Consider the following 24,484-nt stretch of genomic DNA (forward strand, 5'->3'; position numbering starts at 1 on the left):
CTTACCTGTTCAGCAGGTCACACAACGCGTGCACCTCATCCTCACTGAACAACCCCTGCGGGTAACGTTCATTCATCACGCTGCGCAAGTCGGGCTGCTGCCGGATCTGCCGCGAGCCGTTTTCTTTCAACCAATGCGCCAGCGCATGAATCGCGTCACCGTCGACCCGCATGGGGTGGAACGTGCGCGTGTACATCAGGTTGATATCGGCATTCATTTCAGCGCTCTCCCCTACTGCGTGAGCGGCTAACTTACTCAAGGTTTGTGACAGAACCGCGCAGTCATCACCTTGGGCCACTGTGCCAACACCGATACAAGAGCTATGCCAACGTCTCGCGGTGACGGGCCCGCGCCCACAAAAAAGCCCGCGACCTTGAAGGAACGCGGGCTTGCTGTGAGTGCTGAAACCGATCAACACCCGGTCGCCGCTATGGCGCTGTTACAACTGCACTCAATTTTTCTGCGGGGCTGGCTGCTGCTGGGTGAGGCAATGGATATTGCCGCCGCCCAGTAACAGTTCACGGCCCGGCACCATCACCACTTCGTGTTGTGGGAACAGGTTCTGCAGGATCGCCTTGGCCTCGTTGTCCAGTGGGTCATCGAAGCTCGGCGCAATGATGCCGCCATTGACGATCAGGAAGTTCACGTAGGATCCGGCCAAGCGCACACTCGGATTACGCTCCTGGGTACCGTCCACCGGGTCGACGCCTGCGCATTCTTCCTCGGTGGCGTACAGCGGCCCCGGGATCGGCATCTTGTGCACTGTGAACGCGCGGCCCTGGGCGTCTGTGCTGCTTTGCAGTACATCCATGGCGGCGTGGCAGCGCGCGTAGTTCGGGTCTTGCGGGTCGTCGGTCCAGGCGAGCAGCACTTCACCCGGGCGCACGTAGCAGCAGAAGTTATCCACATGGCCATCGGTTTCGTCGTTGAACAGGCCATCCGGCAGCCAGATGATCTTATCCACAGCCAGGTTGTCACTCAGCACCGCTTCGATTGCGGCGCGGTCCAGGTGCGGGTTGCGATTGCGGTTCAACAGGCATTCTTCGGTGGTGATCAACGTGCCTTCGCCATCGACGTGGATCGAACCGCCTTCCAGCACAAAGCCCTCGGTGCGGTAGCGCGACGCGCGTTCGATCTCGAGGATCTTGCCGCCCACCTGCGCGTCACGGTTCCACGGCGCGTACAGGCCGCCGTCAAAACCGCCCCAGGCATTGAAATCCCAGTTCACACCGCGCACTTCGCCACTGTTGTTGATGACGAAAGTCGGGCCGGTATCGCGCACCCAGGCATCGTCGCTGGACATCTCCACCACACGGATATTGGGCACATCCAAACGCGCGCGGGCGTTTTCGTACTGGCCGGCGGAAACCGCCACGGTGACCGGCTCGAACCGCGCAATGGCCTTGGCAACCGCCACGTGCGCGGCCTGCGCCGGCTTGCCGCCGAGGCGCCAGTTGTCCGGGCGCTCGGGCCAGACCATCCAGGTCTGGGTCTGTGGCGCCCATTCGGCGGGCATGTGGAAGCCATCGGCGCGAGGGGTGCTGTGCAGGGTGGTCATGGCGATCAGGACTCCGAATGGGGCTAAAGGTCGACTTTATAACGGATAAAAATCGAGCTTAAAAGCGAAATAAGATTATTAAGCATGAATATGACAATAAATAGCCGATAACAATCGGCTATTTAGAGATCCTCATCCAGCACCTTCGACAGCATGTCGACAAAGAAATCCACACTGCGTTTAGACGTGACCATCGGCGGCTTGATCTTGAGGATGTTCAGGTAGTCACCGGTTGGCTGCATGAAAATACCCAACTCACGCAGGCGGTCGCACAGCCGCGTGGTTTCTTCGGTGGCGGGCTCCAGGGTATGTCGATCGCGTACCAGCTCCAGCCCCAGGTAAAACCCTGAGCCATGCACGGCACCAACCAAGGGATGCCGGTCGATCAGTGCTTCCAATCGCGCTTTGAAATGCCCGCCAACAACCTGGGCGTTTTCCCACAGCTTTTCTTCCTCCATCACGTCCAGCACGGCCATGCCGATCCGGCAACTGACCGGGCTACCGCCCGAGGACGAGAAGAAATACCCCTCGGCCTCCAGCGCCTCGGCGATCTCACGGCGGGTGATCACCGCCCCCAACGGCTGCCCGTTGCCCATGCCTTTGGCCATGGTGATGATATCGGGGACCACGCCCTGCTCTTCAAAGCCCCAGAAGAAATGCCCCATGCGGCCATACCCCACCTGCACCTCATCGGCGATGCACACGCCACCCTGGGCGCGCACCTGCGCATACACCTGCTGCAGATAGCCTGGCGGCAGGGAGATGCCACCGGCATTGCCATACACCGGCTCGCAGATGAAACCGGCCAGCTGCCGTTTGCTCGCGGCGATTTTCGCCAGGTTGTGTTCCACGCTTCGTACGTAATCCGGCGCGCTGTCCTGCCCCCGGAACTCCCCTCGATAAGTATTCGGCGCCGTCACCGGGTGGACCCAGTCCGGCCGGCTGCTCAATGCCTGAGGGTTGTCGGCAATCGATGTGGACACCGCATCCGCCGCCACCGACCAGCCGTGGTACGCCTCCAACACGCTGAGCATGTCGCGCCCGCCGCTGTAGGCCCAGGCCAGGCGGATCGCCAGGTCATTGGCTTCGGTGCCGCTGTTGACCAGGAACACCCGGTCCATACCCTGCGGCGCCAACGCCAGCAGGCGCTCGGAAAACTCGGCGATCGCCGCGTAATGGAAGCGCGAATTGGTGTTGAGCAACGACCACTGGCGCGCCGCCACCGCCGCCATGCGCGGGTGGCCATGGCCCAGCACCGCGACGTTGTTGAGCATGTCGAGGTAGGAACGGCCCTGCATGTCGATCAGATGGTTGCGCCAACCGCGCTCGATGCGCGGCGGGTCGACGTAATAGTGTTTTTGCGAGCGCGCGAAACTGGCATCACGCCGGGCCAGCAAGGCTTCGGGGTCCAGCTCGGGCTCGGCATCGCAGGCCAACCCTAAAAGCGCCGCTGGCGAGGGGCACAGCACTTGCCACGCCGCTGCCCGGGAGGGCGTGCAGAACAGCGGCGCCGGCACGTCGGTACGGCAGAGTTGCACAGTCAGCGGGCCTTCGACCTCGCCGATCACTTGGCCTTTGAGCACCGCGGCGCCCGAATGCAACAACGCGTTCACGCCCCACAGCCGCGCGCTGCAAGTGCTGCCATGCAGATGGAGTTCGCCGCCGGCCCGCACACTTACGGTGCCCGCAAACGGTGCTTCGACGGTGATGCCCTGGGGCACATGCAGCGCCACATGCAGCGGGAACGTCTCTGGCTCATCCGCGCTATCGGGCAGCGTACGCGACAAGCGGTATTGCCCATAACGACTCGCCGCCAGGCCATGCACCGCCGCCGCGTCCTGCAATAAACGCTGATCGATACCGGCCTGCTCCCAGTTACCCGCGTCGAAATGCGGGCTGAGCACGCCCAGATCGATCAGCGCGAACTCACGCCCCACCAACCCCGGCAACAAGGGTGCGAAGCCTTGGCTGGCAACCGGCGTTGGCGCCTGCCCGACGCTGCTCAAAATCGCCGCCTCCATCAGCTCAAACGGCACCGAGGTTGCCACATGGAAAATTTCCCACTCATGCTCGGCGTTTTTCAACAGGTAGCTGTTGTCCGGGTCCAGGCGTTGCTGCTGTTCGCTGCTCAGCACCAGCACTGCCGCACGGGCAACGATCAGCGGCCACAGCGCCTGCAGTTCTTCGTGCTGCAACGGCGTGATGGCGTGACAGGCCTGAATCGCCGGCAAGATCGCAAAGGGGTCGCCCTCGGCATGGTGCAACAGCGCCGCGCAGGTCACCGACAGGTCGGCAATGCGCCAGGTGTGCACCAAATCGCCAAAATCGATCACGCCCTGCAGCTGCCAATGCCGCTGCGCATCGCGCTGCCACACCACGTTGTCATCGGTGATGTCCATGTGCACCGCTTGCCACGGCAGCCGGTCGGCCAACGGGCTGATGCGCGCGTCGACCTGCTCGGCCACCTGCTCCAGCGCGGCGCGGTGGGGCAGGTTCTGCAGCGTGGCCAGCAAGTGGGTGATCAGCTCACGGGCATGGCGCGGGTCCCATTGCAGCGTACGGTCCAGGCCGGGGTGGCGGAAGTCGGCCAGCGCCAGGTTCATGCGACCGCACAGCTCACCGAAACCTGCAATCACGTCGCGCCCCAGATGAGGCAGATGGGTCAGCGGCTGGCCGTCTATATAGTCCAGAACCCGAAGGTGCAGGGCCTGGCCGTCGACCGTCAGCGTCAGCAGCTCCTCGCCGCTCAGGGCCTTGATGACCTTGGGCACGCGCACAGCCTGTAACGTATTGAGGGCGGCGTGCTGGGCCTCCAACTCGACGGCGGCGTAGTCGCCCCGGCAGATTTTCAGAACAAACGCGCCGCGTGCACTGTCGACTTTGTAGTTGAGGTCCTGCTGGCTGCCCAGTGACTGCAATGCGCCGCTGAGGCCGTAATGCTGCGCCAGCAATTGCGCCGCCTGGTCGGGGCCCAGTTGCGGGCTGGGAAGACTGGCGCGGTGGATCAGCGTGGCGAGCAGCATGGAGGTGGCCTCGATTTTTTTCAGGGGTGTATATCGCCATTGTTCAGGGGGCTTACGCAACCCCTCGACACATACCGCCCTTCCCAGCGCCGCAACACAGGCTATGCTCCATTCGCTGAACGTACATTTAAGGAAAGGGCCCCCGTTATGCGCATTCTCATTACCGGTGGCGCCGGTTTTATCGGTTCTGCCTTGGTACGTCACCTGATTCAACACACCGAGCACGAGGTGCTCAACCTGGACAAACTCACCTACGCCGGCAACCTGGAATCGTTGACCAGCATCGCGTCCAACAGTCGCTATGAGTTCGTCCAGGCCGATATCATCGACCAAGCCACCGTCAGCGCGGTGCTGGCACGCTTCGAGCCCCAGGCGATCATGCACCTGGCGGCCGAGTCGCATGTCGACCGCTCGATTGACGGCCCGTCGGACTTCATCCAAACCAATATCGTCGGCACCTACAGCCTGCTGGAAGCCGCCCGAGGCTATTGGCAGGGCCTCGCCGAGCCAGACAAACGCGCGTTCCGCTTCCACCATATTTCCACCGACGAGGTGTACGGCGACCTGCATGGCGTGGACGACCTGTTCACCGAAACCACGCCCTATGCGCCGAGTTCACCTTACTCCGCCAGCAAGGCCGCCTCTGACCATCTGGTGCGCGCCTGGCAGCGCACGTACGGCCTGCCCGTGCTCCTGACCAATTGCTCCAACAACTACGGGCCGTTCCACTTTCCCGAAAAGCTGATCCCGCTGGTCATCCTCAATGCCCTCGCGGGTAAGCCATTGCCGGTCTATGGTGATGGTTTGCAGGTGCGCGACTGGCTGTTCGTCGAAGACCACGCCCGTGCGCTGCTCAAGGTGGTCACCGAGGGCGCCGTCGGCGAAACCTACAATATTGGCGGCCACAATGAGCAAAAGAACATCGATGTAGTGCGCAGCATCTGCGCCCTGCTCGAAGAGCTGGCGCCGCAACGACCGGCCGGGGTGGGGCAGTACACCGACCTGATCACCTTCGTGAAGGACCGCCCGGGCCACGATCAGCGCTACGCCATCGACGCCAGTAAAATCGAGCGCGAATTGGGCTGGGTGCCCTTGGAAACCTTTGCAACCGGGCTGCGCAAAACCGTGCAGTGGTACCTCGATAACCTGGAATGGTGCCGCAGGGTCCAGGACGGCAGTTATCAGGGTGAACGATTGGGCAACACCGATAAGAGGGATCTGATCGCATGATGAAAGGAATCGTATTGGCCGGCGGCTCCGGCACACGTCTGCACCCCATTACCCTGGGCGTGTCCAAGCAACTGTTACCCGTCTATGACAAGCCGATGATCTATTACCCGATTTCGGTGCTGATGCTGGCCGGGATCAAGGAGATTCTAGTGATCTCCACCCCGGCGGACCTGCCGCAGTACCGCAACCTGTTGGGTGACGGCAGCCAGTTCGGCGTGCGCTTCAGCTATGCCGAACAGCCGACCCCCGACGGCCTGGCGCAAGCCTTTTTGATTGGCGAGCAGTTCATCGGCAGCGACCCGGTGTGCCTGATCCTGGGCGACAACATTTTCCACGGCCAGCGCTTCAGCGAGCAGCTGCACGCGGCGGTCAAGCGCGACAAGGGTGCCACGGTATTTGGCTATTGGGTCAAGGACCCGGAGCGCTTCGGTGTGATCGACTTCGACAGCGACGGCCGCGCCCTATCCATTGAAGAAAAACCGACGGTGCCTAAATCCAGCTACGCCGTGACCGGCCTGTATTTCTACGATAACGATGTGATCAACATCGCTAAAGCGGTGAAGCCTTCCGCCCGGGGCGAGCTGGAAATCACCGACGTCAACAACGCCTACCTGCAGCGCGGCGACTTGCAGGTGGAACGCTTTGGCCGAGGCTTCGCCTGGCTCGATACCGGCACCCACGACAGCTTGCTGGACGCCTCGCAGTACGTGCAGACCATCGAGCGCCGCCAGGGGCTGAAAGTCGCCTGCCTCGAAGAAATCGCCTATGGCAACGGCTGGATCGACCGCGACCATTTGCTCGAACGCGCCAAGTATTTCGGCAAAACCGGCTATGGCCAGTACCTCTACTCTCTCGCTGGGGACAACCAGTGAACGTCACTGATACCTCATTGCCAGGCGTGCTGATCCTCGAACCCAAGGTGTTTGGGGATGAGCGCGGTTTTTTCTACGAAAGCTTCAACGCTCGCGCCTTTGCAGCGGCCACCGGGCTCAAGCGCGACTTTGTCCAGGACAACCATTCGCGCTCACAAAAAGGCGTGCTGCGCGGCCTGCATTACCAACTGGAACACACCCAGGGCAAACTGGTGCGCGTCACCGCTGGTGAAGTGCTGGACGTGGCCGTGGACATTCGCCGCAGCTCGCCGAATTTTGGCCAGTGGGTAGGCGTGCACCTGTCCGCACAAAACCGCCGCCAACTGTGGGTACCGGAAGGCTTTGCCCACGGCTTTGTAGTGCTCAGCGACGCTGCCGAGTTCCTGTACAAGACCACCGATTACTACCAACCGAGCGCCGAGCGCTGCATCGCCTGGAATGACCCCACGCTGGCCATCGACTGGGAACTGGACGAGCCGCCGCAGCTCTCCGCCAAGGACCAGGCCGGCAAAACCCTGATGGAAGCCGACGTGTTCCCATGAAGATCCTTATAACCGGCCGACAAGGTCAAGTTGCCCTGGCGCTGCAACAGCGGCTTGGGGACCTCGGCGAGCTAATCGTGCTGGGCCGCGACCGGCTCGACCTGGCCGACACCGCGCAGATCCGCCAACAAGTGCGCACCCACCGCCCCGACCTGATCATCAACGCGGCGGCCCACACCGCGGTAGACCAGGCCGAAAGCGAACCGGAGGCCGCCTTTGCCATCAACGCCATCGCCCCCGGTGTGCTGGCGGAGGAAGCCAGCGCCTTGGGCATACCCTTGATCCATTACTCCACCGATTACGTGTTCGATGGCAGCAAGCCCACGCCTTACACCGAGGCCGACACGCCGAACCCATTGAGCGTCTATGGCCGAAGCAAACTCGCCGGGGAGCAGGCGATTGCGAGCGCGGGCGGCGAGCACTTGATCCTGCGCACCAGTTGGGTCTACTCCAACCACGGCAGGAATTTCCTGCTGACCCTGCAGCGCCTGCTGCAAGAGAAGCCGCAGATGCGCATCGTGGCCGACCAGATCGGTGCACCGACCTGGGCTGGCACCCTCGCCAACAGCACCCGTGCCCTGATTGAGCGCTGGCATGCCGCAAAGGCCGGGGAATGGGGCGTCTACCACCTGAGCGCCCAAGGGGAAACCTCGTGGTTCGGCTTTGCCGAGGCGATCGCCGCGCAACTGCGGGCTGAGGGAAAGGCGTGTGCGGAGCTGGAGGCCATCCCCTCCAGTGCCTACCCGACACCCGCCAAGCGCCCGCTGAACTCACGCCTCGATTGTCACCGCCTGCAACAGCAATGGCACGTCAGCCAGCCACAGTGGCAAGACGCATTGCGCGAGTGTCTTGCCGAGCAGCACTAGGCATAATGCGCCTGTACCCACAGGCGCACGACTCCCATGACTCCAACCCTCCCGCGAAGACCCCGCTGGCGCAGCCTCGCCCTGCTGGCGCTGTGCCTGGCACCGCTGCTGTGGCCGTTGGAACATCTGGCCGAGCGCTATTACCGCAGCGAACTGGCCGGGCAGAACCGCCAGACCCTGGACCTGTACGTGGCCAACCTGTTGGGTACGCTGCACCGCTATGAGGTGCTGCCGCAGATCCTCGGTGATTTGCCTGCCTTGCGCACGGTACTGGATGCGCCGGGCGACAGCCGCCATCAGGTCAACGCCAACCTGCTGCTCAAGGACGTCGCCGCCCAGGCCGGGGTGGAGGTGATGTACTTGATGGACACCACCGGCAAGACACTCGCGGCATCCAACTGGGACAAGCAAGACAGCTTCGTCGGGCGCAATTTCTCGTTCCGCCCGTATTTCAGCGAAGCCATGGCGGGGCGCCTGGGGCGGTTCTTCGGCCTGGGCACCACCTCGGCCAAGCGCGGGTACTTCTTCGCCGCCGCCGTGCGCGATGGCGATAAAATCATCGGCGTGCTGGTGGTCAAGGTCGACCTGGACCACACCGAAAGCCTGTGGGGCAACACCCCGGAACAACTGCTGGTGACCGACCACAATGGCGTGGTGATCCTGACATCGCGCCCGCAATGGCGATTCCGCGCCACGCGGCCACTGACCGCTGAAGAACGCCAGGCCATCGTTGCCATTCAGCCTTATCCGACGCGTGACCCGCAGCCACTGGCCCTGAGTTCCACGGCTTGGTTGCGCCAATCCACGGCCATCGCCGAGACCGGCTGGAACGTGGAAATCCTCGCCCCGCGCTCGCTGATCAGCCGCCCTGTGCGCACGGTAGTCGCGGTGGGTGGCGCCACGCTGCTGGTGCTGATGCTGTTGCTGGGCTTGATGATGCAACGCCGTCGCCATTACCTCGACCGAATCGCCTTCGAAGCCAAGGCCCGTCGCGAGCTGGAAGCCCGCGTGGTGGAACGGACCAGTGATTTGGAAGGCCTCAACCGGCGCTTGAAACAGGAAGTGCTGGAGCGCGAGCACGCCCAGCAGGAACTGGTGCGCGCCCAGGATGACTTGGTGCAGGCCGGTAAACTGTCGGCATTGGGCACCATGTCGGCAAGTATCAGCCACGAACTCAACCAACCCCTGGCGGCGATTCGCAGCTACGCGGAAAACGCCGAGATCCTGCTCGACCACGAACGCACCAGCGACGCGCGGGGCAACCTCAAGCTGATCAGCGAATTGACCGGGCGCATGGCCTCGATCATCGCGCACTTGCGCGCCTTCGCCCGGCGCGACCGGCATGCCCCGGAAAGCGTGGCCCTGCAACCGGCACTCGACGATGCGCTGGCGTTGCTGGCCAAGCGGCGGCGGTCTATGGAAGTCGAGCTGATCCGCGACCTACCGGAAGCCACCCTGTGGGTGCAGGCCGGCGAAACCCGCTTGCGCCAAGTGCTCGGCAACCTGCTGGCCAACGCCCTCGATGCGCTCACCGAAAAAGGCCCGCCGCGTAAACTCTGGCTGAGTGCCCAAACCACCGAACAGGGCGTCAACCTGTACATTCGCGACAACGGCCCGGGGTTTTGCATGGAAGCGCTGGGCCGCGCCAGCGAGCCGTTCTACACCACCAAGACCCGCACCCAGGGCCTGGGGCTGGGGCTCGCGATCTGTGACACGTTGATGCGTGCCTTTGGCGGCGAACTGCTGTTCGCCAACCACAAGGAAGGTGGCGCGCTGTTAACCCTGAAATTGCGTGCCGGCTCGCCGGGCGTCAGTCTGCAACCGTCCGAGGACCGCAGTGTATGAGTATCGATAACCAGATTCAGGTGGTGTTGATCGACGACGATCCACACCTGCGTCAGGCCCTGTGCCAGACCCTGGACCTGGCCGGGCTGAAAGTCCTGACCCTGGGCGAAGCCACCGGCCTTACTGCGCGCCTGTCCCGCGACTGGCCGGGCGTGGTGGTCAGCGATATCCGCATGCCCGGCATGGATGGCCTGGAGTTGTTGGCCGAACTGCACGGCCAGGACCCGGAGCTGCCGGTGCTGCTGATCACCGGCCATGGCGACGTGCCCTTGGCGGTGCAGGCCATGCGCGCCGGCGCCTATGACTTCCTGGAAAAACCCTTTGCCAGCGACGCCCTGCTCGACAGTGTGCGCCGCGCGCTGGCGCTGCGCCGCCTGGTGCTGGACAACCGCAGCCTGCGCCTGGCCCTGAGCGACCGCCAGCAACTGAGCACGCGCCTGGTCGGCCATTCGCCGCAAATGCTGCGCCTGCGCGAGCAGATTGGCGCGCTGGCGGCGACCAAGGCCGACGTGCTGATCCTCGGCGAAACCGGCGCCGGCAAGGAAGTGGTCGCCCGCGCACTGCATGACTTGTCGAGTCGGCGCAGCGGGCCCTTCGTGGCGATCAACGCAGGCGCGCTGGCCGAATCGGTGGTGGAGAGCGAGCTGTTCGGGCATGAGCCGGGGGCGTTCACCGGCGCGCAGAAACGCCGCATCGGCAAGTTCGAATTCGCCAATGGCGGCACGCTGTTCCTGGATGAAATCGAGAGCATGAGCCTGGACGTGCAGGTCAAACTGCTGCGCCTGTTGCAGGAGCGTGTGGTCGAGCGCCTGGGCGGCAATCAGCTGATACCGCTGGATATCCGCATCATCGCCGCCACCAAGGAAGACTTGCGCCAATCCGCCGACCAGGGGCGCTTTCGCGCCGACTTGTATTACCGCCTCAACGTCGCGCCGCTGCGCATTCCACCGCTGCGCGAGCGCGGCGAAGACGCACTGATGTTGTTCCAACACTTTGCCGATGAGGCCAGCAGCCGCCATGGTCTGCCGCTGCACGAGCTGCAGCCGGGCCAGCGGGCGCTGCTGTTGCGCCACAGCTGGCCGGGCAATGTGCGCGAGCTGCAGAACGCCGCCGAACGCTTTGCCCTGGGCCTGGAGCTGGCGCTGGACAACACGCAGGACAATCCGTCGGCAAGCGTCCTGACCTCCACCCCCGGCGGCTTGAGCGAACAAGTCGAACAGTTCGAAAAGAGCCTGATCGCCGCCGAACTCACCCGCCCCCACAGCTCCATGCGCAGTCTCGCCGAAGCCCTGGGCGTGCCGCGCAAGACCCTGCACGACAAACTGCGCAAGCACGGTCTGAACTTCGCCGACAGCGGCAACCACAGCACTGACGACGAATGACCCCGCCCACCGATCAAGAGGCCGCCATGAGCCGCGACAGCCGTTACCTGGAATCCATCCTTCACCACGACATCCCCCTCACCCGGGACATGGGCCTCAAGGTGCTCGACTGGCAACACGGCCAATTGCAGCTGCACCTGCCGCTGGAGGCCAATATCAATCACAAGAGCACCATGTTCGGCGGCAGCCTCTACTGCGGCGCCGTGCTGGCGGGTTGGGGTTGGCTGCACCTGCAATTGCGCGAAGAAGGCATCGAGGACGGGCACATCGTGATTCAGGAAGGGCAGATCAGTTACCCGCTGCCGGTGACGCAGGACGCGACGGTGATTTGCCAGGCGCCGGAAGAGAAGGTGTGGAAACGTTTTGTAGCGACGTACAAGCGCTATGGCCGCGCGCGGTTGACGCTGGAGACGTGGATTGTGAATGCGGGCAGTGAATCAAGAGCAGTGGCTTTCACTGGCCAATACGTCCTGCACCGCTAACCGCGACGATACAAATCAAATGTGGGAGGGGGCTTGCCCCCGATAGCAGTGCATCAGTCGTAACATCTTTGACTGACCCACCGCTATCGGGGGCAAGCCCCCTCCCACATTTGGTTTTGTGTTGTGCTTAGGAACGGGCCAGGGTCAACAGCCGTTCACGCCATGCCGCTTTAGCCGGCAACGCCAAAAAGAACGGGTTGAGCAACGACTCCCGCGCCGGGTAGCTGAACGGCTCGCCGCTCAATTCCAGGACTTCGCCGCCCGCCCCTTCCAGCACGCCCTGCGCTGCGGCGGTGTCCCATTGCGAGGTCGGCGCCAGGCGTGGGTAGCAATCGGCACTGCCCTCGGCCAACAAGCAGAACTTCAACGAGCTGCCGATATTCGCCAGTTTCAGCGCGCCCAGGCCCTCACTCAAACCGTCCAGCAAGCGCTCCTGCTCGGGGCTGCTATGCCGACGGCTGGCAACCACGGTAAACGACTCGCCCGCAGCCGGCGTCTCGCGCACCTGGATCTGCTTGGGCGCTTCGTTCACGTCGGAGCGCCAGGCGCCCAGGCCCGCACCGCCGAAGTAGCAACGGCCACTGGTGGGCATCGACACTACGCCAAACACCACGCGGCCCTGTTCGATCAGGGCGATATTCACGGTGAACTCTTCACTGCCGGCAATGAACTCCTTGGTGCCGTCCAGCGGGTCCACCAGCCACCAGCGCTGCCAACCGGCGCGGATGCTCTGGTCGATATCCGCGTCTTCCTCGGACAGCACCGGGATGCTTGGGTCCAGGGCCGTCAGGCCGGCGAGAATCAGGTGGTGAGCGGCCAAATCTGCCGCCGTCACCGGCGAATCATCGGCCTTGGACGTCACCGCCACATCCGCGCGCCAGTACGGCAAAATCACTTCACCCGCCTGGCGAGCCAGCTCGATGACCGGGGCGATAAACGGGTGACCTAAAAACAGTTCGCTCATGCGACAAACGCTCCACGCTGAATCAACAAATCTCGTACCAGATACAACGCGGCCAGGGCACGGCCTTCGCTGAATTGCTCGTTCTGCGCCAGTTGCGAGAGCTCGCGCAGGTTGACCCGGTCTACGCGCATCGGCTCGGGCTCATCGCCCTCCAGGCGTTCTTCATAGAGGTCGGTGGCGAGCACCACCTGTATTTTCTGGCTCATGTAGCCGGGAGACAGCGACAGCTCGGTAAGGTGTTCGAGCTGACGCGCCCCGTAGCCCGCCTCTTCCTTGAGCTCGCGGTCCGCCGCCGCCAGTACATCCTCGCCGGGCTCGATCAAGCCTTTGGGCAAGGACAATTCATATTCGTCAGTGCCGCCGCAGTACTCTTCCACCAGCAACGCATGATCGTCGTCGATCATTGCCACGATCATCACCGCGCCGTAACCGGCACCGCGACCTACCAGACGCTCGTAGGTCCGTTCAACGCCATTGGAAAAGCGCAATTGCACTTCCTCCACGCGGAACAAACGGCTACTGGCGACTATTTCGCGAGCGAGGACGGTGGGTTTCTGGCGCATAAACGGCTCCTTGGCGTGATCGGGTTACTATACCGTGGCTTTTCCGATTGTCTGTGTCGGATATTTTTACTTACATGAGAACGCCCCATGCCCTCTTTGCCCTGGCACGCCATCGATACCGTCCTGCTGGACATGGACGGCACCCTGCTTGACCTGCATTTCGACAACCACTTCTGGATGGAACACCTGCCCCAGCGTTACGCCGAGCTGCACGGGGTAAGCCGGGCGATGGCCGAGATGGAGTTGCAGCCCCTGTTCGAGCGTAACGCCGGACAGTTGCAATGGTATTGCCTGGATTTCTGGAGCACCGAACTGAATATCCCGGTGCGTGAACTCAAACTGGAAACCGCGCACCTGATCGCCCTGCGCCCGGATGCAGACACCTTTCTGGCGGCGATCAAACGGGCCGGCAAACGGGTGATCCTGATCACCAATGCTCATCGTGATTCGCTGTCATTGAAGCTGGAACGCATTGAACTGGCGCCGTATTTCGAACGGTTGATCAGCTCCCACGACTACGGCTTTGCCAAGGAAAACCCGCAGTTCTGGGATGCGCTGCAAGCCGACATCCACTTCGACCCGGCCCGCAGCCTGTTTATCGACGACACTTTGTCGATCCTGCGTAGCGCCCAAGCGTTTGGCGTAGGGCATTTGCTCGCGGTCAAAGAGCCGGACAGTAAAAAGGGGCCCAAGGACACCGGGGAGTTTGCCGCCGTCGACGACTACCGCGATCTCATTGCCGGGCTCTAATCTAATGTGCGAGGGGGCTTGCCCCGATAGCGGTGCATCAGAACCACATCAGGTGGCTGACCGTCCGCCATCGGGGGCAAGCCCCCTCCCACACTTTTTATCTGCGTATTACTCAGGGATACGCAGTGTCTGGCCTGGGTAAATCTTGTCCGGATGCGACAGCAGCGGCTTATTGGCTTCGAAAATCTTGTTGTACTGGTTGGCGTTGCCATACACCGTCAGTGAAATCGCGCTCAGGGTGTCGCCTTTTTTCACCACCACAAAACGAGCGGCGGCCACTGCCGGGCCGGTGACGGTGATCTGGTCATCCACACTGGCCACACCCGCGATGTTGCCCAGCGCCAGCAGAATCTTCTCTTTCTCTTCCTGGCTGGCGACTTCGCCGGTCACGGTCACTTTGTCGCCATCAACCGTGGTCTGCACATTCGGATTCCCCAGCCCCACTTTGGCCACGTGCTCCTTCAACTGCTCACTCGCGTTCGCATTACCCGGCGTCAACAGGTCGACAATCTTTTCGCCGGCTTCTTTGATAAAGCTGAAAATGCTCATAGTGCGCTCTCCTTGGGATTTGGTTTCCAGATGCCCAAGACTAGACCAGTCCCGCGGATTTGGGTTCCAGCCCGGCCCAAGACCCAAACGCGCTAGAATCCCCCAGCCATTGGAATAAGCCCTGGAGCGAAGATGGACATCAAACAGCTGAAATTCCTCATCGCCCTCGACGAAACCCGTCACTTCGGCCAGGCCGCGGCGCGTTGCCATATTACCCAACCGACCTTGTCGATGCGCCTGCGCAGCCTTGAAGAAGAACTGGACCTGCCATTGGTCAATCGCGGCCAGCGCTTCGAAGGTTTTACCGCCCCGGGCGAGCGCGTGCTGGCCTGGGCACGCACCGTGCTGGCAGCGTATGACGGCTTGCAGGCTGAGGCGGCGGCGTGTCGCGGCAACCTCGTCGGTACGTTGCGCCTGGGGGTAGTGCCGCTGTCGAGTTTTGACCCGCTGGCGTTGATGCAGCAATTGCACAAAGAACACCCAAGCCTGCGCTTTGAGCTATCGGCGCTCAGTTCCGAACAGATCCTTGAACAGCTGTCGAGCAATCGCCTGGACCTTGGCGTGTCGTACCTGGAGCGCCTGGACAACGAACGCTTCGACTCCCTCGCGCTCGGCGAAACCCGCATGGGCCTGCTCTATGACCAGCGCTACTTCAGCTTCGGCGACACACCGTTGAGCTGGGAGGCCCTGACCGAGCTGCCGTTGGGCATGCTCACCGGCGGCATGCATTTTCGTCAGTCCATCGACCATAACTTCCACAGCCGGGGCCTCAACCCGCTACCGCTGTTGCAGACCGATGCGGTCCATCAGTTGTTACAAGCTGTTCATGGCGGGCTGTGCTGTGCGGTGATGCCACTGGACGGTGGCCTGGATGCGCTCACCGAGCATCTGCGCCTGCAACCGATCGCAGACGCCCACACCCTGGCGCGCCTGGGGTTGATCATGCGGCGTAGCGCACCTCGCTCGGCGCTGGCGGAGGCGTGTTTCGCGCTGTTTCAGAAATCGCATAAAGAGTCTTGATCGACGTCATCTATCGGTAGATCAGTACTGGCAATTAGACGCGACGCTTTGTCGCGCCTAGTCTAAAGGCTGACCAATCCGCCGGTGGTACTGCCCCATGAACGCCAAGCGCCCAGTTTGCGCGGCGCCCGCCCCTGAAATGCCCGCGCCCGCCGCCAGCCAGAGCTACCAGTTTTGCAACCTCGAACACACAGACGTCGCCAGCACAGCATTGGCGGAAGAAGTGGCGTTGGCGATTGCCTATAACGACATCAGCCAGGCGGTCATGCTGGTAACGCCGACAGACCTGGAAGACTTTATCGTCGGCTTCAGCCTCGGCAGCGGCATTATCACCGACGTTAGCGACATTTATGACCTGAAACTCAGCGCTTCGGGTTCGGCCCAATACGCTCAGGTGCAGATCTCCAGTCGCGCCTTCTGGAACCTCAAGCAGCAGCGCCGCCAGTTGGCGGGCACCAGCGGCTGTGGCCTGTGTGGCGTGGAAGCGGTGGAACAGGCGTTGCCAGACCTTCAAGTACTGCCCGGCGCGCCGTTGCCCCCCGCCGCATGGCTCGACGGCCTGCGTCAGCGCATCAGTGCCTTCCAGCCCCTGGGCCAATTCAGTGGCGCGGTGCATGCAGCGGTGTTCATGAATAACCACGGCGAATTGCTGCTGGGCCGCGAAGACATTGGCCGGCATAACGCGCTGGATAAATTAATTGGCGCATTGATCCGCCAGAAAATCCCGACTGACGGCGGCCTGGCGATTGTCACCAGCCGTTGCAGCCTCGAATTGATACAGAAAGTCCTGCGCGCGGGCATCCAGACCCTGGTAAGCCTGTCGTCACCCACCGGCCTGGCCCTGCAATGGGCGCGCCGACACAACCTCAATCTCATCCACCTGCCGCAGAAAAGCGCGCCGCGGGTCTACAGCCCTGCGATGGAGTACCAGCCATGAACAATCACCACCAAGCCGACCAAACCCCAACCCCACGCTACAAGCCCTACAAAGGCCCGGCGGGTGGCTGGGGTGCACTGATCAGCGTGGCGCAGGCGTGGCTGACCAGCGACAACGCGCTGAAAAACCTGCGCATGATGCTCAAGACCAACCAGAACGGCGGCTTCGACTGCCCGGGCTGCGCCTGGGGCGACTCGCCGGAAAGCGGCATGGTCAAGTTCTGCGAAAACGGCGCCAAGGCGGTCAACTGGGAAGCCACCAAGCGCCGCGTCGACGCGGCCTTCTTCGCCAAGCACAGCGTTACCGCGCTGCTCGAACAAAGCGACTATTGGCTGGAATACCAGGGCCGCCTGACCGAGCCAATGCGCTATGACGCCGAAACCGACCGCTACGCGCCCATCAGCTGGGAAGCGGCGTTCGACCTGGTCGGCAAGCACCTCAATGCCTTGCCCAGCCCGGACATGGCCGAGTTCTACACCTCTGGCCGCGCCAGCAACGAAGCGGCCTACTTGTACCAGCTGTTTGTGCGCGCCTACGGCACCAACAATTTCCCGGATTGCTCGAACATGTGCCACGAGGCCAGCGGCGTGGCCCTGGCGCAGAGCGTGGGCGTCGGCAAAGGCACTGTGACCTTTGATGACTTCGAACATGCCGATGCAATTTTCGTCTGGGGCCAGAACCCCGGCACCAACCACCCGCGCATGCTCGAACCGCTGCGAGAGGCCGTAAAGCGCGGCGCTCAGGTGGTGTGTATCAACCCGCTCAAAGAGCGCGGCCTGGAACGCTTCCAGCACCCGCAACACCCGCTGGAAATGCTCACCAACGGCGACAAGCCGACCAACACCGCGTACTTCCGCCCGGCGCTGGGCGGCGACATGGCCATTTTGCGTGGCATGGCCAAATTCCTGCTGCTGTGGGAACGCCAGGCCCAGGCTGAAGGCACTGAAGCGGTGTTCGACCATGACTTCCTCAACGAGCACACCGCCAACGTGCTCGATTACCTGGGCAAGATCGATGACACCTCATGGGATGAAATCGTCGCGCAGTCTGGCCTGCCGCTGGTTGAGATCGAGCAAGCGGCGCGCATGTACGCCAAAGGCAAAAACGTGATCATGTGCTGGGCGATGGGTATCACCCAGCACCGCCACTCGGTGCCGACCATCCAGGAAATCGCCAACCTGATGCTGCTGCGCGGCAACATCGGCCGTCCAGGCGCCGGCCTGTGCCCGGTGCGTGGCCACAGTAACGTGCAGGGCGACCGCACCATGGGCATCAACGAACGCCCACCGGTGGCGTTCCTCGACTCGCTGGAGCGCCGTTTCCAGTTCCAGGTACCGCGCACCAATGGCCACAACGTGGTGGAAGCGATCCACGCCATGCTCGAAGGCCGCTCCAAAGTGTTTATCGGCCTGGGCGGCAACTTCGCCCAAGCCACGCCAGACAGCCCGCGCACCTTCGAAGCACTGCGCAATTGCGACCTGACCGTGCAGATCAGCACCAAGCTCAACCGCAGCCACCTGATGCACGGCAAAGACGCGCTGATCCTGCCGTGCCTGGGCCGTACCGACATCGACATCCAGGCCGAAGGCCCGCAGGCGGTGACGGTGGAAGATTCGTTCAGCATGGTTCACGACTCCAACGGCCAACTGCAGCCGCTGTCGAAGCAGATGAAGTCGGAGCCGGCCATTCTCGCCGGCATCGCCGCCGCGACCCTGGGCAGCAAGCCGGTGGACTGGAACTGGCTGGTGGCCGACTACAGCCGCATTCGTGACCTGATCGCCGACACCATCCCGGGCTTCAAGGACTTCAACGAGCGCCTCAAACACCCCGGCGGTTTTTACTTGGGTAACTCCGCCGGTGCGCGTCGCTGGAATACGCCTTCGGGCCGCGCCAACTTCCGCGCGAATATCCTGCCCAAAGATCTGATCCACGAACGCACCCACGCCACGGGCCGCGTGCCGGACCTGATCATGCAATCGATGCGCTCTCACGATCAGTACAACACCACCATTTATGGCCTGGACGACCGCTATCGCGGGGTGAAAGGTCAGCGTGACGTGCTGTTCGTCAACGAGGCCGACATCATCCGCCTGGGCTTCAAGCCGGGGCAAAAGGCCGACATCGTATCGCTGTGGGAAGACGGACGTGAGCGCCGCGTGAAGGGCTTCACCCTGCTGGCGTTTGATATTCCAGCAGGGCAGGCAGCTGCCTACTACCCGGAGGTGAACCCGCTGGTGCCGCTGGAAAGCACCGGAGACGGCAGCCACACGCCAACGTCGAAGTTCGTGGCCATTCGCCTGGAAGCAGCGAGTGACAACGGACTGATCATGGCGCGCTCGGCCTGATTGCCCGGCGAGCGAGCCTGTTGCAGCGGGTGAGCCTGTTGTGGCGAGCGGGCTTGCCCGCGTTGGGCTGCGAAGCAGCCCCAAAACCGTCACCGCATACATCAGGTCAACAGGCAGCGCCTGGACCAAGGGCCGCTTCGCGGCCCAACGCGGGCAAGCCCGCTCGCCACGAGAAAGCGCTTGTTCGATATAAAACCCGAGGCCAAAAAAAGGCCGCTTTTGTAAAAAAGCGGCCTTTGCGAAGTAATAAAAGACTGACAAAAATCAGTTAAGTTCCCGAGTAAAAACAATAACTTATAGAATTGTGTACAACTCGTGTTACTGGTCGGATTTCTATTGTCACATGGTCAATACAGCCTCAGGATCGCGCCGTCATCCTCTTGAGGTCTCTCTATGAAGTTCTCCTCGATTCTCTTGTTGTCCCTTGGCCTGGTCAGTGGCGCAGCCATGGCCGGTGGCACCACCGAAGCCGGTGTGGGCGGCGCATTGGGCGGGGTACTCGGTTCGGTTGTAGGCCAGCAGATCGGCGGTAACACCGGTTCGGCTATCGGCGCAGCCTTGGGCGGCGCGGGCGGCAGTGCGGTCGGTGCCGACAAACGCAGCCGCGGCCAGGCTGCTATTGGCGGCGCCCTGGGCGCAGCCGGCGGCAACGTAGTGGGCCGCAGCATGGGCGGCAGCACCGGCAGCCTGATCGGCGCAGCCGCCGGCGGTGGTGCTGGTGGCGCACTGGGCAACTACATGGGCAACCAGAGCGATGACGATGATCGCCGCTCCCGTGGCCGCGACAACCGTCGTTATGACCGCGACGACCATCGCGGCCGTGGCCATGCCTACGGGCATCGCAAGAACAAGCATCACTACCGTCACCGGTAAGATCCAAAGAACACCTCAGAACCAAATGTGGGAGGGGGCTTGCTCCCGATGGCGGTGGGTCAGTCAGCTTTTGATTGACTGACACCCCGCTATCGGGAGCAAGCCCCCTCCCACATTGGTTTCTGCTGTGCTTATCAAATCGGGTCACACCACCAAGCGCTGCAACGCCTCGCGCAGCACCCCCGGGATCGTCACCGGCTGGTTGGTCCCCCGATCCACAAACACATGCACAAAGCGCCCCGCCGCACAGGCATCCTCTTCGCCTGCCTTGAACACCGCCAACTCATACTGCACTGAGCTGTTGCCCAACTTGCCCACCCGCAGGCCGATGTCTATACGGTCGGGAAACGCGATCGAGGCGAAGTAATCGCACGCCGAACTCACCACGAACCCCACCACCTCACCGTCATGAATATCCAACCCACCGTGCTCGATCAGGTAGGTATTCACCGCCGTGTCGAAGAAGCTGTAGTAGGTCACGTTGTTCACATGGCCATACACATCGTTGTCGTGCCAGCGCGTGATGATCGGCTGAAAGTGACGGTAATCGGCGCGCTTGGGCGTTGAGTCAGGCATGGGCAAGTCTCATGAAAGTGGGTTTACAAGTCATTCAGATGGGCTTGGGCCCACTCACGCACCTCTGCGTAAGGGTAGTCCTCCAGCGCAGCAAAACCGGGAATGCCGCGTGCCTTCAATTTGTTAAACAACGGCACGCTGATACCGCCCAGGAACCGCGTCAACCGCTCGGCACCGGGCAGGTGGCCGGTGTGCTCATGATGCCTGTGGATAAAATCACCGCACAGCCCCATGAAGTTTTTATCCACAAGCGGCGGCAAGCTCGGCGGCGGCGGCAGGTGCGCAACCTGCCCGTGGCAGACCGAGCAATGCCCGCAACGCTGGGGGGCTTTCTCATCACCAAAATACTGCGCCAGGCGCTGGCCCAGGCAATGCTCGGTGGCGAACAGATCGAGCATGGCGTGAATCCGCGCGACCTCGCCCACTTCGTGCTGCTTGAAGCCTGTGTATAACTCGGCGCTCAGCATCTGGGGATCAAAGTCGGTATTGAGCAGGCTGTAGACCTCAGTCATCTGCTTGCTTTCCAGCTCGATCAAGCCCTGCTCCTGGAAGTAATCCAACGCCTTCACCACCCGGCTGCGTTCAGCGTTGTGTTGCTGGTAAAGCGCGTCGAAATCCACCGTCGCCCAGGTTCTGGCGCGATTACATACCTGCACAATCGCCGCGACAAACTGCTGCCGCTCGCCGGAAAACCTCGCCAGCAAGGCCTCGGGCTCGATCAGGTACTTGAAGCGGTATTCCGCATAAAACGCATAGCGCGGCGCAATCACGCCCTTGAGTTCCAACTGCACCAGCAGCGTCTTCAGCGGCAGCTCGCGGATATTGCTGTGGTCCGACAACGACCTCAGCAGGAACTCCCACTGCCCCTCGCTGCGCGACGCCTGCAACTCCTCCAACACACGACGAATACCTTCCTGCTCGGGGGTGTCGCCGTACACGAAGTTTTCCAGCACGTTGAGGCTGTCGCGGTTGGCCAGCACCAGGCAATCTGACGGCCGCCCATCTCGCCCCGCGCGGCCGATTTCCTGGCTGTAGTTCTCGATGGATTTGGGCAGGTCGAAGTGCACCACATTGCGGATATCGCTCTTGTCGATGCCCATGCCGAACGCAATGGTGGCGACGATGCAATTGGAGCGCCCACTCATAAAGCGCTGCTGGATACCCTCGCGTTTATCGTGGGGCAAACCCGCGTGATAAGCCTCGGCCTGGATGCCGTTGCGGTTCAGGTGCTCGGCAATCTGTTCGGCGGTTTTCTGCAGGGTGACGTAGACAATGCTCGGCTGATTGGCCCGCTCGTTCATCCACTCGACCAGGCGCCGTCGTTTGTCATGGCCGCTGACAGGCTCAACCAGCAGGTTGAGATTGGGCCGGTAGAAGCCTGTGGTGACCACATCCTCGGGCGCAATGGCGAACTTCGCCTGCATGTCGGCAATCACCTTGGGCGTGGCCGTAGCGGTCAGCAGCAGCGCTTGTGGGATATTGAACTGGCGCTGGTAGTCCGGAAGCTTCAAATAGTCGGGCCGGAAGTTATGGCCCCACTCGGAAATACAGTGCGCCTCGTCCACCACCAGCAGCGAGATCTGCACGCTTTGCAAGAAGTTGCGAAAGCGCTCGTTCTTCAAGCGCTCCACGGAAATCATCAGGATTTTCAGCTCGCCCGAACGCGCCCGTGCCATCACATCATTGGCATCCTCACGGGTTTGCGCCGAATCGATGCTGCCCGCCGAAATACCGTGACGCTGCAGGAAGCCCAACTGGTCCTGCATCAACGCCAACAGCGGCGAAACCACCAGCGTGAGGTGCGGCAGCAGCACGGCGGAGAGTTGGTAGCACAGCGACTTGCCCGAACCGGTCGGGAAAATTGCGGCCGCCGAGCGCCCGGCCAGTACGGCGCTGACCGTTTGTTCCTGGCCCAGACGAAACTGTGGATAACCAAAGACCTGCTGGAGGGTGTCGTGCATAGGCTGTCACTCCATTGACCGCTGAACGTGGCTTAAAAACGTAGCCCAGCTTGCTCAGCGAATCGAGAAAGGTCGCATGGAAAAAAGAGACAGGATGATACACAGGGTGCAGCAATGGCCTTGGGCCAAATTCACCAAGTTCGAATGCGGTTGTAGGAACACTACAGATCAAATGTGGGAGGGGGCTTGCTCCCGATAGCAGTGTGTCAGTCGATAAGATTCTGACTGATACACCGCTATCGGGAGCAAGCCCCCTCCCACATTCAGTTTTTCACACAGGGGAATCAGCGATTCTGCACGCGCTCAATCGCTGTGTCATACACCGGGTTAGCCTTCTGCTCCTTGGCCAACTGGTAATGCCGCAACGCATCCGCGAACTGCCCCGCCGCTTCGTAGATCCGCGCAATGTTGTAGTAGGCGCCAGCACGCACGGTGGCGGCATTCGCGCCGCTGGCGAGGGCGATGGCCTTGCGGTTGGCCCAGATCGATTCGGCGGTGTTGCCCGCCTTCTGATAGGCCAGGCCCAGGTTGCCGTAGGCTTTACCGAAACCATTGTCCAGCTCGATAGCTTGGCGGAACAGGTCGATCGCCTGGTCCAGCTTCCCGGCCTGGTAGGCCGCTTCACCTTGCAGGTTCAGACGTTTCGCATCGGTCTGTGCGGAAGAGCTGACAGCTACCGCTGAAACCGCAACGCCGTCATCCAGCAACGGCTTGACTTCATTGAGCACATCCTTGGCTTCCACATTCACGCCGCTGAAGGTGTTGATGTCCTGGAAGTCGCCGCTGCCGGTCATGCGGAACACGGTCCAGAGGTTGCCGCTGCGATTTTTTGGCACGTAATAGGTGCGCACCAGCGACTGGCCCATGTACACAAACACCTTGGCCTCGCTGTTGGACAGCTGACGCGAACCCGGGTTGGCGAGGTTGGTGAAATCATGCACGGCGTACACGTAGCTTTCGCCATAGTGTTTTTTCTGCAACGTAATAGTTTCCGGGCCATAACTGTCGACGTCATCCACGTCCAGCTCGGCGTCGTCGCCCTTTTGGTTCTCGAAATAGATGTTGTTGCCCGGGAAGATCATATGGGAATCGAGGTCTTCCGGAGTCTTGCCCCAAGTCAGCACCACGCGCAAGCCGTCGAGGTTTTCCATGACCGGGCTGATGGCGTAGGTCATCCCGGCGCAGGGGCACTTCACCACCAGATTGGAGTAGCCGGGCTTCTTGATGATCAGCAAGTTGCTCGCGTCATCGGCGGCTTCGCTGGTAAGGGTCACCTGACCCTGGGCGTTGGTGCGACCCACCACGTTCTGCGCGCCGTTGCGCTGCAGCAGCACCTCGGCATCGGCGATCTTCTGGTCTTTGACCACCGCGCTGAGCACTTCAATCGGCAATTGGGCAGCCTGGACTGAACAAGCCACCGCACACAATGACAGCGCTGACGCTATACGCAGCAAACCCATGCTTAACTCCCTTTAAGTAGTGGGCAAAATTGCCCTACAAGATTTTGCGCTGAAACATACGCTGAATTCAGTTTCCCGGCGGTTTATTTGTAGAGAATGTGACGTGGTTTTTATCCCGCCACCGCGCCCCCCAAGAGAACTGGATTGCCAGCGATGGGTTGGTTCAGGTCGAAAAATCACTGTCAAACCACAAATGCCGGAACCATCTGTAGGAAACGCCCAAACGGCCCGCCATCCCTTTCCCAAACTGCTTCAAATACCCGCTCAACCCCCTACATAACGGCCCTGCGCCTGGCTGACACTAACGACCTCTCAACTTACTCGGCACACCCCGTGAACATCGAAAGGACTCAACACATCCGCCACTACGGCGTCATCTTCAATGGTGGGATAGCGCCATGGAGGTTAACGCGATGACCGAATATACCCCGTGGCTCGCGCTCCTCATCCCTATCGCTCTTGCCGTTCTGCTCGATAGAAAATTGAAGCTCCCTGCACTTAGAAAATGGTTCGGGCTAGCCCTGATGGTCACCGGCGCCACACTGCTGTTCGGCGCCACTTCCTGGTTAACAGGGTTACAATTCGTCAGCACACCGGTATTCGCCTTAGTTGCAGGCGTGGTGTTGTTGATCACCCGAAACAAATACCGCCCCCAACGCAACCATCCCCCGCATCCACTCCTGCGA

Annotated in this window: 21 protein-coding genes and 1 pseudogene; 13 read left to right on the top strand and 9 right to left on the bottom strand. The window is 61.7% G+C overall.

Annotation, left to right across the window (positions count from 1 at the left end):
* Position 1 precedes the first annotated feature (1 nt).
* The 3 genes from GIW02_RS18495 to GIW02_RS18505 form a co-directional block, all read right to left on the bottom strand.
* Complete coding sequence (locus GIW02_RS18495; protein WP_236412802.1) at positions 2–217, bottom strand: hypothetical protein; 216 nt, start codon at positions 215–217, stop codon at positions 2–4.
* Between the two features lie 234 nt (positions 218–451).
* The gene (gene aguA / locus GIW02_RS18500; protein ID WP_236412804.1) at positions 452–1,558 is read right to left on the bottom strand and encodes an agmatine deiminase; all 1,107 of its coding nucleotides are present in this window, start codon (positions 1,556–1,558) and stop codon (positions 452–454) included.
* A 122-nt stretch (positions 1,559–1,680) separates the two neighbouring features.
* Positions 1,681–4,581 (bottom strand): aminotransferase, encoded by a 2,901-nt coding sequence (locus tag GIW02_RS18505; protein WP_236412806.1) that lies wholly within the window; start codon positions 4,579–4,581, stop codon positions 1,681–1,683.
* Between the two features lie 147 nt (positions 4,582–4,728).
* Here GIW02_RS18505 and rfbB point away from each other — a divergent pair, with 147 nt between their 5' ends.
* From rfbB to GIW02_RS18540, 7 genes are read left to right on the top strand one after another with little or no spacing between them, the layout of a single operon-like run.
* Positions 4,729–5,811, top strand: coding sequence for a dTDP-glucose 4,6-dehydratase (gene rfbB, locus GIW02_RS18510; protein ID WP_236412809.1), 1,083 nt, complete (start codon positions 4,729–4,731; stop codon positions 5,809–5,811).
* The gene (rfbA, locus tag GIW02_RS18515) at positions 5,808–6,683 is read left to right on the top strand and encodes a glucose-1-phosphate thymidylyltransferase RfbA (RefSeq protein ID WP_236412811.1); all 876 of its coding nucleotides are present in this window, start codon (positions 5,808–5,810) and stop codon (positions 6,681–6,683) included. The genes rfbB and rfbA overlap by 4 nt, the downstream gene beginning before the upstream one ends.
* Positions 6,680–7,225, top strand: a complete 546-nt coding sequence (rfbC, locus tag GIW02_RS18520) for a dTDP-4-dehydrorhamnose 3,5-epimerase (protein WP_236412813.1) — start codon at positions 6,680–6,682, stop codon at positions 7,223–7,225. The genes rfbA and rfbC overlap by 4 nt, the downstream gene beginning before the upstream one ends.
* Positions 7,222–8,091 carry a dTDP-4-dehydrorhamnose reductase gene (gene rfbD / locus GIW02_RS18525; protein ID WP_236412815.1) on the top strand — a complete coding sequence of 290 codons (870 nt, stop codon included), beginning with the start codon at positions 7,222–7,224 and terminating at the stop codon, positions 8,089–8,091. The genes rfbC and rfbD overlap by 4 nt, the downstream gene beginning before the upstream one ends.
* Before the next feature lie 36 nt (positions 8,092–8,127).
* Positions 8,128–9,936 carry an ATP-binding protein gene (locus tag GIW02_RS18530; protein WP_236412817.1) on the top strand — a complete coding sequence of 603 codons (1,809 nt, stop codon included), beginning with the start codon at positions 8,128–8,130 and terminating at the stop codon, positions 9,934–9,936.
* Positions 9,933–11,318, top strand: a complete 1,386-nt coding sequence (locus tag GIW02_RS18535) for a sigma-54-dependent transcriptional regulator (protein WP_236412819.1) — start codon at positions 9,933–9,935, stop codon at positions 11,316–11,318. Before GIW02_RS18530 ends, GIW02_RS18535 begins: the two co-directional genes overlap by 4 nt.
* Before the next feature lie 26 nt (positions 11,319–11,344).
* Entirely contained in the window at positions 11,345–11,800 is a 456-nt protein-coding gene (locus GIW02_RS18540; protein ID WP_236412846.1) for a thioesterase domain-containing protein, read from the top strand.
* A gap of 127 nt (positions 11,801–11,927) precedes the next feature.
* On the opposite strand, the gene cysQ is transcribed toward GIW02_RS18540, so the two are convergent.
* Together cysQ and nudE are read right to left on the bottom strand one after the other, a co-directional pair.
* Positions 11,928–12,764 (bottom strand): 3'(2'),5'-bisphosphate nucleotidase CysQ, encoded by an 837-nt coding sequence (gene cysQ, locus GIW02_RS18545; RefSeq protein ID WP_236412821.1) that lies wholly within the window; start codon positions 12,762–12,764, stop codon positions 11,928–11,930.
* The gene (gene nudE / locus GIW02_RS18550) at positions 12,761–13,327 is read right to left on the bottom strand and encodes an ADP compounds hydrolase NudE (RefSeq protein WP_236412823.1); all 567 of its coding nucleotides are present in this window, start codon (positions 13,325–13,327) and stop codon (positions 12,761–12,763) included. The genes cysQ and nudE overlap by 4 nt, the downstream gene beginning before the upstream one ends.
* Before the next feature lie 87 nt (positions 13,328–13,414).
* On the opposite strand from nudE, the gene yrfG reads away from it, so the two are divergent.
* Positions 13,415–14,077, top strand: a complete 663-nt coding sequence (yrfG, locus tag GIW02_RS18555; protein ID WP_236412825.1) for a GMP/IMP nucleotidase — start codon at positions 13,415–13,417, stop codon at positions 14,075–14,077.
* A gap of 108 nt (positions 14,078–14,185) precedes the next feature.
* Here the strand turns inward: yrfG and lysM are convergent, their stop codons facing one another.
* On the bottom strand, positions 14,186–14,626 hold the full coding sequence (gene lysM / locus GIW02_RS18560; protein ID WP_236412834.1) for a peptidoglycan-binding protein LysM: 441 nt from the start codon (positions 14,624–14,626) through the stop codon (positions 14,186–14,188).
* Between the two features lie 132 nt (positions 14,627–14,758).
* Here lysM and GIW02_RS18565 point away from each other — a divergent pair, with 132 nt between their 5' ends.
* The 4 genes from GIW02_RS18565 to GIW02_RS18580 all read left to right on the top strand — a co-directional run bounded on the left by GIW02_RS18565 (position 14,759) and on the right by GIW02_RS18580 (position 19,801).
* Positions 14,759–15,646 (top strand): LysR family transcriptional regulator, encoded by an 888-nt coding sequence (locus GIW02_RS18565; protein ID WP_236412844.1) that lies wholly within the window; start codon positions 14,759–14,761, stop codon positions 15,644–15,646.
* 97 nt (positions 15,647–15,743) lie between these two features.
* Positions 15,744–16,583 (top strand): formate dehydrogenase accessory sulfurtransferase FdhD, encoded by an 840-nt coding sequence (gene fdhD / locus GIW02_RS18570; protein ID WP_236421974.1) that lies wholly within the window; start codon positions 15,744–15,746, stop codon positions 16,581–16,583.
* The gene (locus tag GIW02_RS18575) at positions 16,580–18,928 is read left to right on the top strand and encodes an FdhF/YdeP family oxidoreductase (RefSeq protein WP_236418845.1); all 2,349 of its coding nucleotides are present in this window, start codon (positions 16,580–16,582) and stop codon (positions 18,926–18,928) included. The genes fdhD and GIW02_RS18575 overlap by 4 nt, the downstream gene beginning before the upstream one ends.
* Before the next feature lie 393 nt (positions 18,929–19,321).
* Complete coding sequence (locus GIW02_RS18580; RefSeq protein ID WP_236418847.1) at positions 19,322–19,801, top strand: glycine zipper domain-containing protein; 480 nt, start codon at positions 19,322–19,324, stop codon at positions 19,799–19,801.
* A 144-nt stretch (positions 19,802–19,945) separates the two neighbouring features.
* Here GIW02_RS18580 and GIW02_RS18585 read toward each other — a convergent pair whose 3' ends face one another.
* The 3 genes from GIW02_RS18585 to GIW02_RS18595 all read right to left on the bottom strand — a co-directional run bounded on the left by GIW02_RS18585 (position 19,946) and on the right by GIW02_RS18595 (position 23,798).
* On the bottom strand, positions 19,946–20,377 hold the full coding sequence (locus GIW02_RS18585) for an acyl-CoA thioesterase (protein ID WP_236418849.1): 432 nt from the start codon (positions 20,375–20,377) through the stop codon (positions 19,946–19,948).
* A 23-nt stretch (positions 20,378–20,400) separates the two neighbouring features.
* On the bottom strand, positions 20,401–22,338 hold the full coding sequence (locus tag GIW02_RS18590) for a RecQ family ATP-dependent DNA helicase (RefSeq protein WP_236418852.1): 1,938 nt from the start codon (positions 22,336–22,338) through the stop codon (positions 20,401–20,403).
* Between the two features lie 284 nt (positions 22,339–22,622).
* Entirely contained in the window at positions 22,623–23,798 is a 1,176-nt protein-coding gene (locus GIW02_RS18595) for a tetratricopeptide repeat protein (protein WP_236418854.1), read from the bottom strand.
* A 413-nt stretch (positions 23,799–24,211) separates the two neighbouring features.
* Here GIW02_RS18595 and GIW02_RS18600 point away from each other — a divergent pair.
* A pseudogene (locus GIW02_RS18600) lies at positions 24,212–24,484 on the top strand (DUF1493 family protein); the annotation flags it as partial.

Origin of the sequence: Pseudomonas syringae, assembly GCF_021606685.1 — a bacterium.
In the GTDB taxonomy this organism is placed as follows: Bacteria; Pseudomonadota; Gammaproteobacteria; order Pseudomonadales; family Pseudomonadaceae; genus Aquipseudomonas; species Aquipseudomonas syringae_R.

Coding starts and splice junctions, on each gene's coding strand:
- GIW02_RS18495 (WP_236412802.1), bottom strand. CDS start 217: ATGAATGCCGATATCAACCTGATGTACACGCGCACGTTCCACCCCATG.
- aguA (WP_236412804.1), bottom strand. CDS start 1,558: ATGACCACCCTGCACAGCACCCCTCGCGCCGATGGCTTCCACATGCCC.
- GIW02_RS18505 (WP_236412806.1), bottom strand. CDS start 4,581: ATGCTGCTCGCCACGCTGATCCACCGCGCCAGTCTTCCCAGCCCGCAA.
- rfbB (WP_236412809.1), top strand. CDS start 4,729: ATGCGCATTCTCATTACCGGTGGCGCCGGTTTTATCGGTTCTGCCTTG.
- rfbA (WP_236412811.1), top strand. CDS start 5,808: ATGATGAAAGGAATCGTATTGGCCGGCGGCTCCGGCACACGTCTGCAC.
- rfbD (WP_236412815.1), top strand. CDS start 7,222: ATGAAGATCCTTATAACCGGCCGACAAGGTCAAGTTGCCCTGGCGCTG.
- GIW02_RS18530 (WP_236412817.1), top strand. CDS start 8,128: ATGACTCCAACCCTCCCGCGAAGACCCCGCTGGCGCAGCCTCGCCCTG.
- GIW02_RS18535 (WP_236412819.1), top strand. CDS start 9,933: ATGAGTATCGATAACCAGATTCAGGTGGTGTTGATCGACGACGATCCA.
- GIW02_RS18540 (WP_236412846.1), top strand. CDS start 11,345: ATGAGCCGCGACAGCCGTTACCTGGAATCCATCCTTCACCACGACATC.
- cysQ (WP_236412821.1), bottom strand. CDS start 12,764: ATGAGCGAACTGTTTTTAGGTCACCCGTTTATCGCCCCGGTCATCGAG.
- nudE (WP_236412823.1), bottom strand. CDS start 13,327: ATGCGCCAGAAACCCACCGTCCTCGCTCGCGAAATAGTCGCCAGTAGC.
- yrfG (WP_236412825.1), top strand. CDS start 13,415: ATGCCCTCTTTGCCCTGGCACGCCATCGATACCGTCCTGCTGGACATG.
- lysM (WP_236412834.1), bottom strand. CDS start 14,626: ATGAGCATTTTCAGCTTTATCAAAGAAGCCGGCGAAAAGATTGTCGAC.
- GIW02_RS18565 (WP_236412844.1), top strand. CDS start 14,759: ATGGACATCAAACAGCTGAAATTCCTCATCGCCCTCGACGAAACCCGT.
- fdhD (WP_236421974.1), top strand. CDS start 15,744: ATGAACGCCAAGCGCCCAGTTTGCGCGGCGCCCGCCCCTGAAATGCCC.
- GIW02_RS18575 (WP_236418845.1), top strand. CDS start 16,580: ATGAACAATCACCACCAAGCCGACCAAACCCCAACCCCACGCTACAAG.
- GIW02_RS18580 (WP_236418847.1), top strand. CDS start 19,322: ATGAAGTTCTCCTCGATTCTCTTGTTGTCCCTTGGCCTGGTCAGTGGC.
- GIW02_RS18585 (WP_236418849.1), bottom strand. CDS start 20,377: ATGCCTGACTCAACGCCCAAGCGCGCCGATTACCGTCACTTTCAGCCG.
- GIW02_RS18590 (WP_236418852.1), bottom strand. CDS start 22,338: ATGCACGACACCCTCCAGCAGGTCTTTGGTTATCCACAGTTTCGTCTG.
- GIW02_RS18595 (WP_236418854.1), bottom strand. CDS start 23,798: ATGGGTTTGCTGCGTATAGCGTCAGCGCTGTCATTGTGTGCGGTGGCT.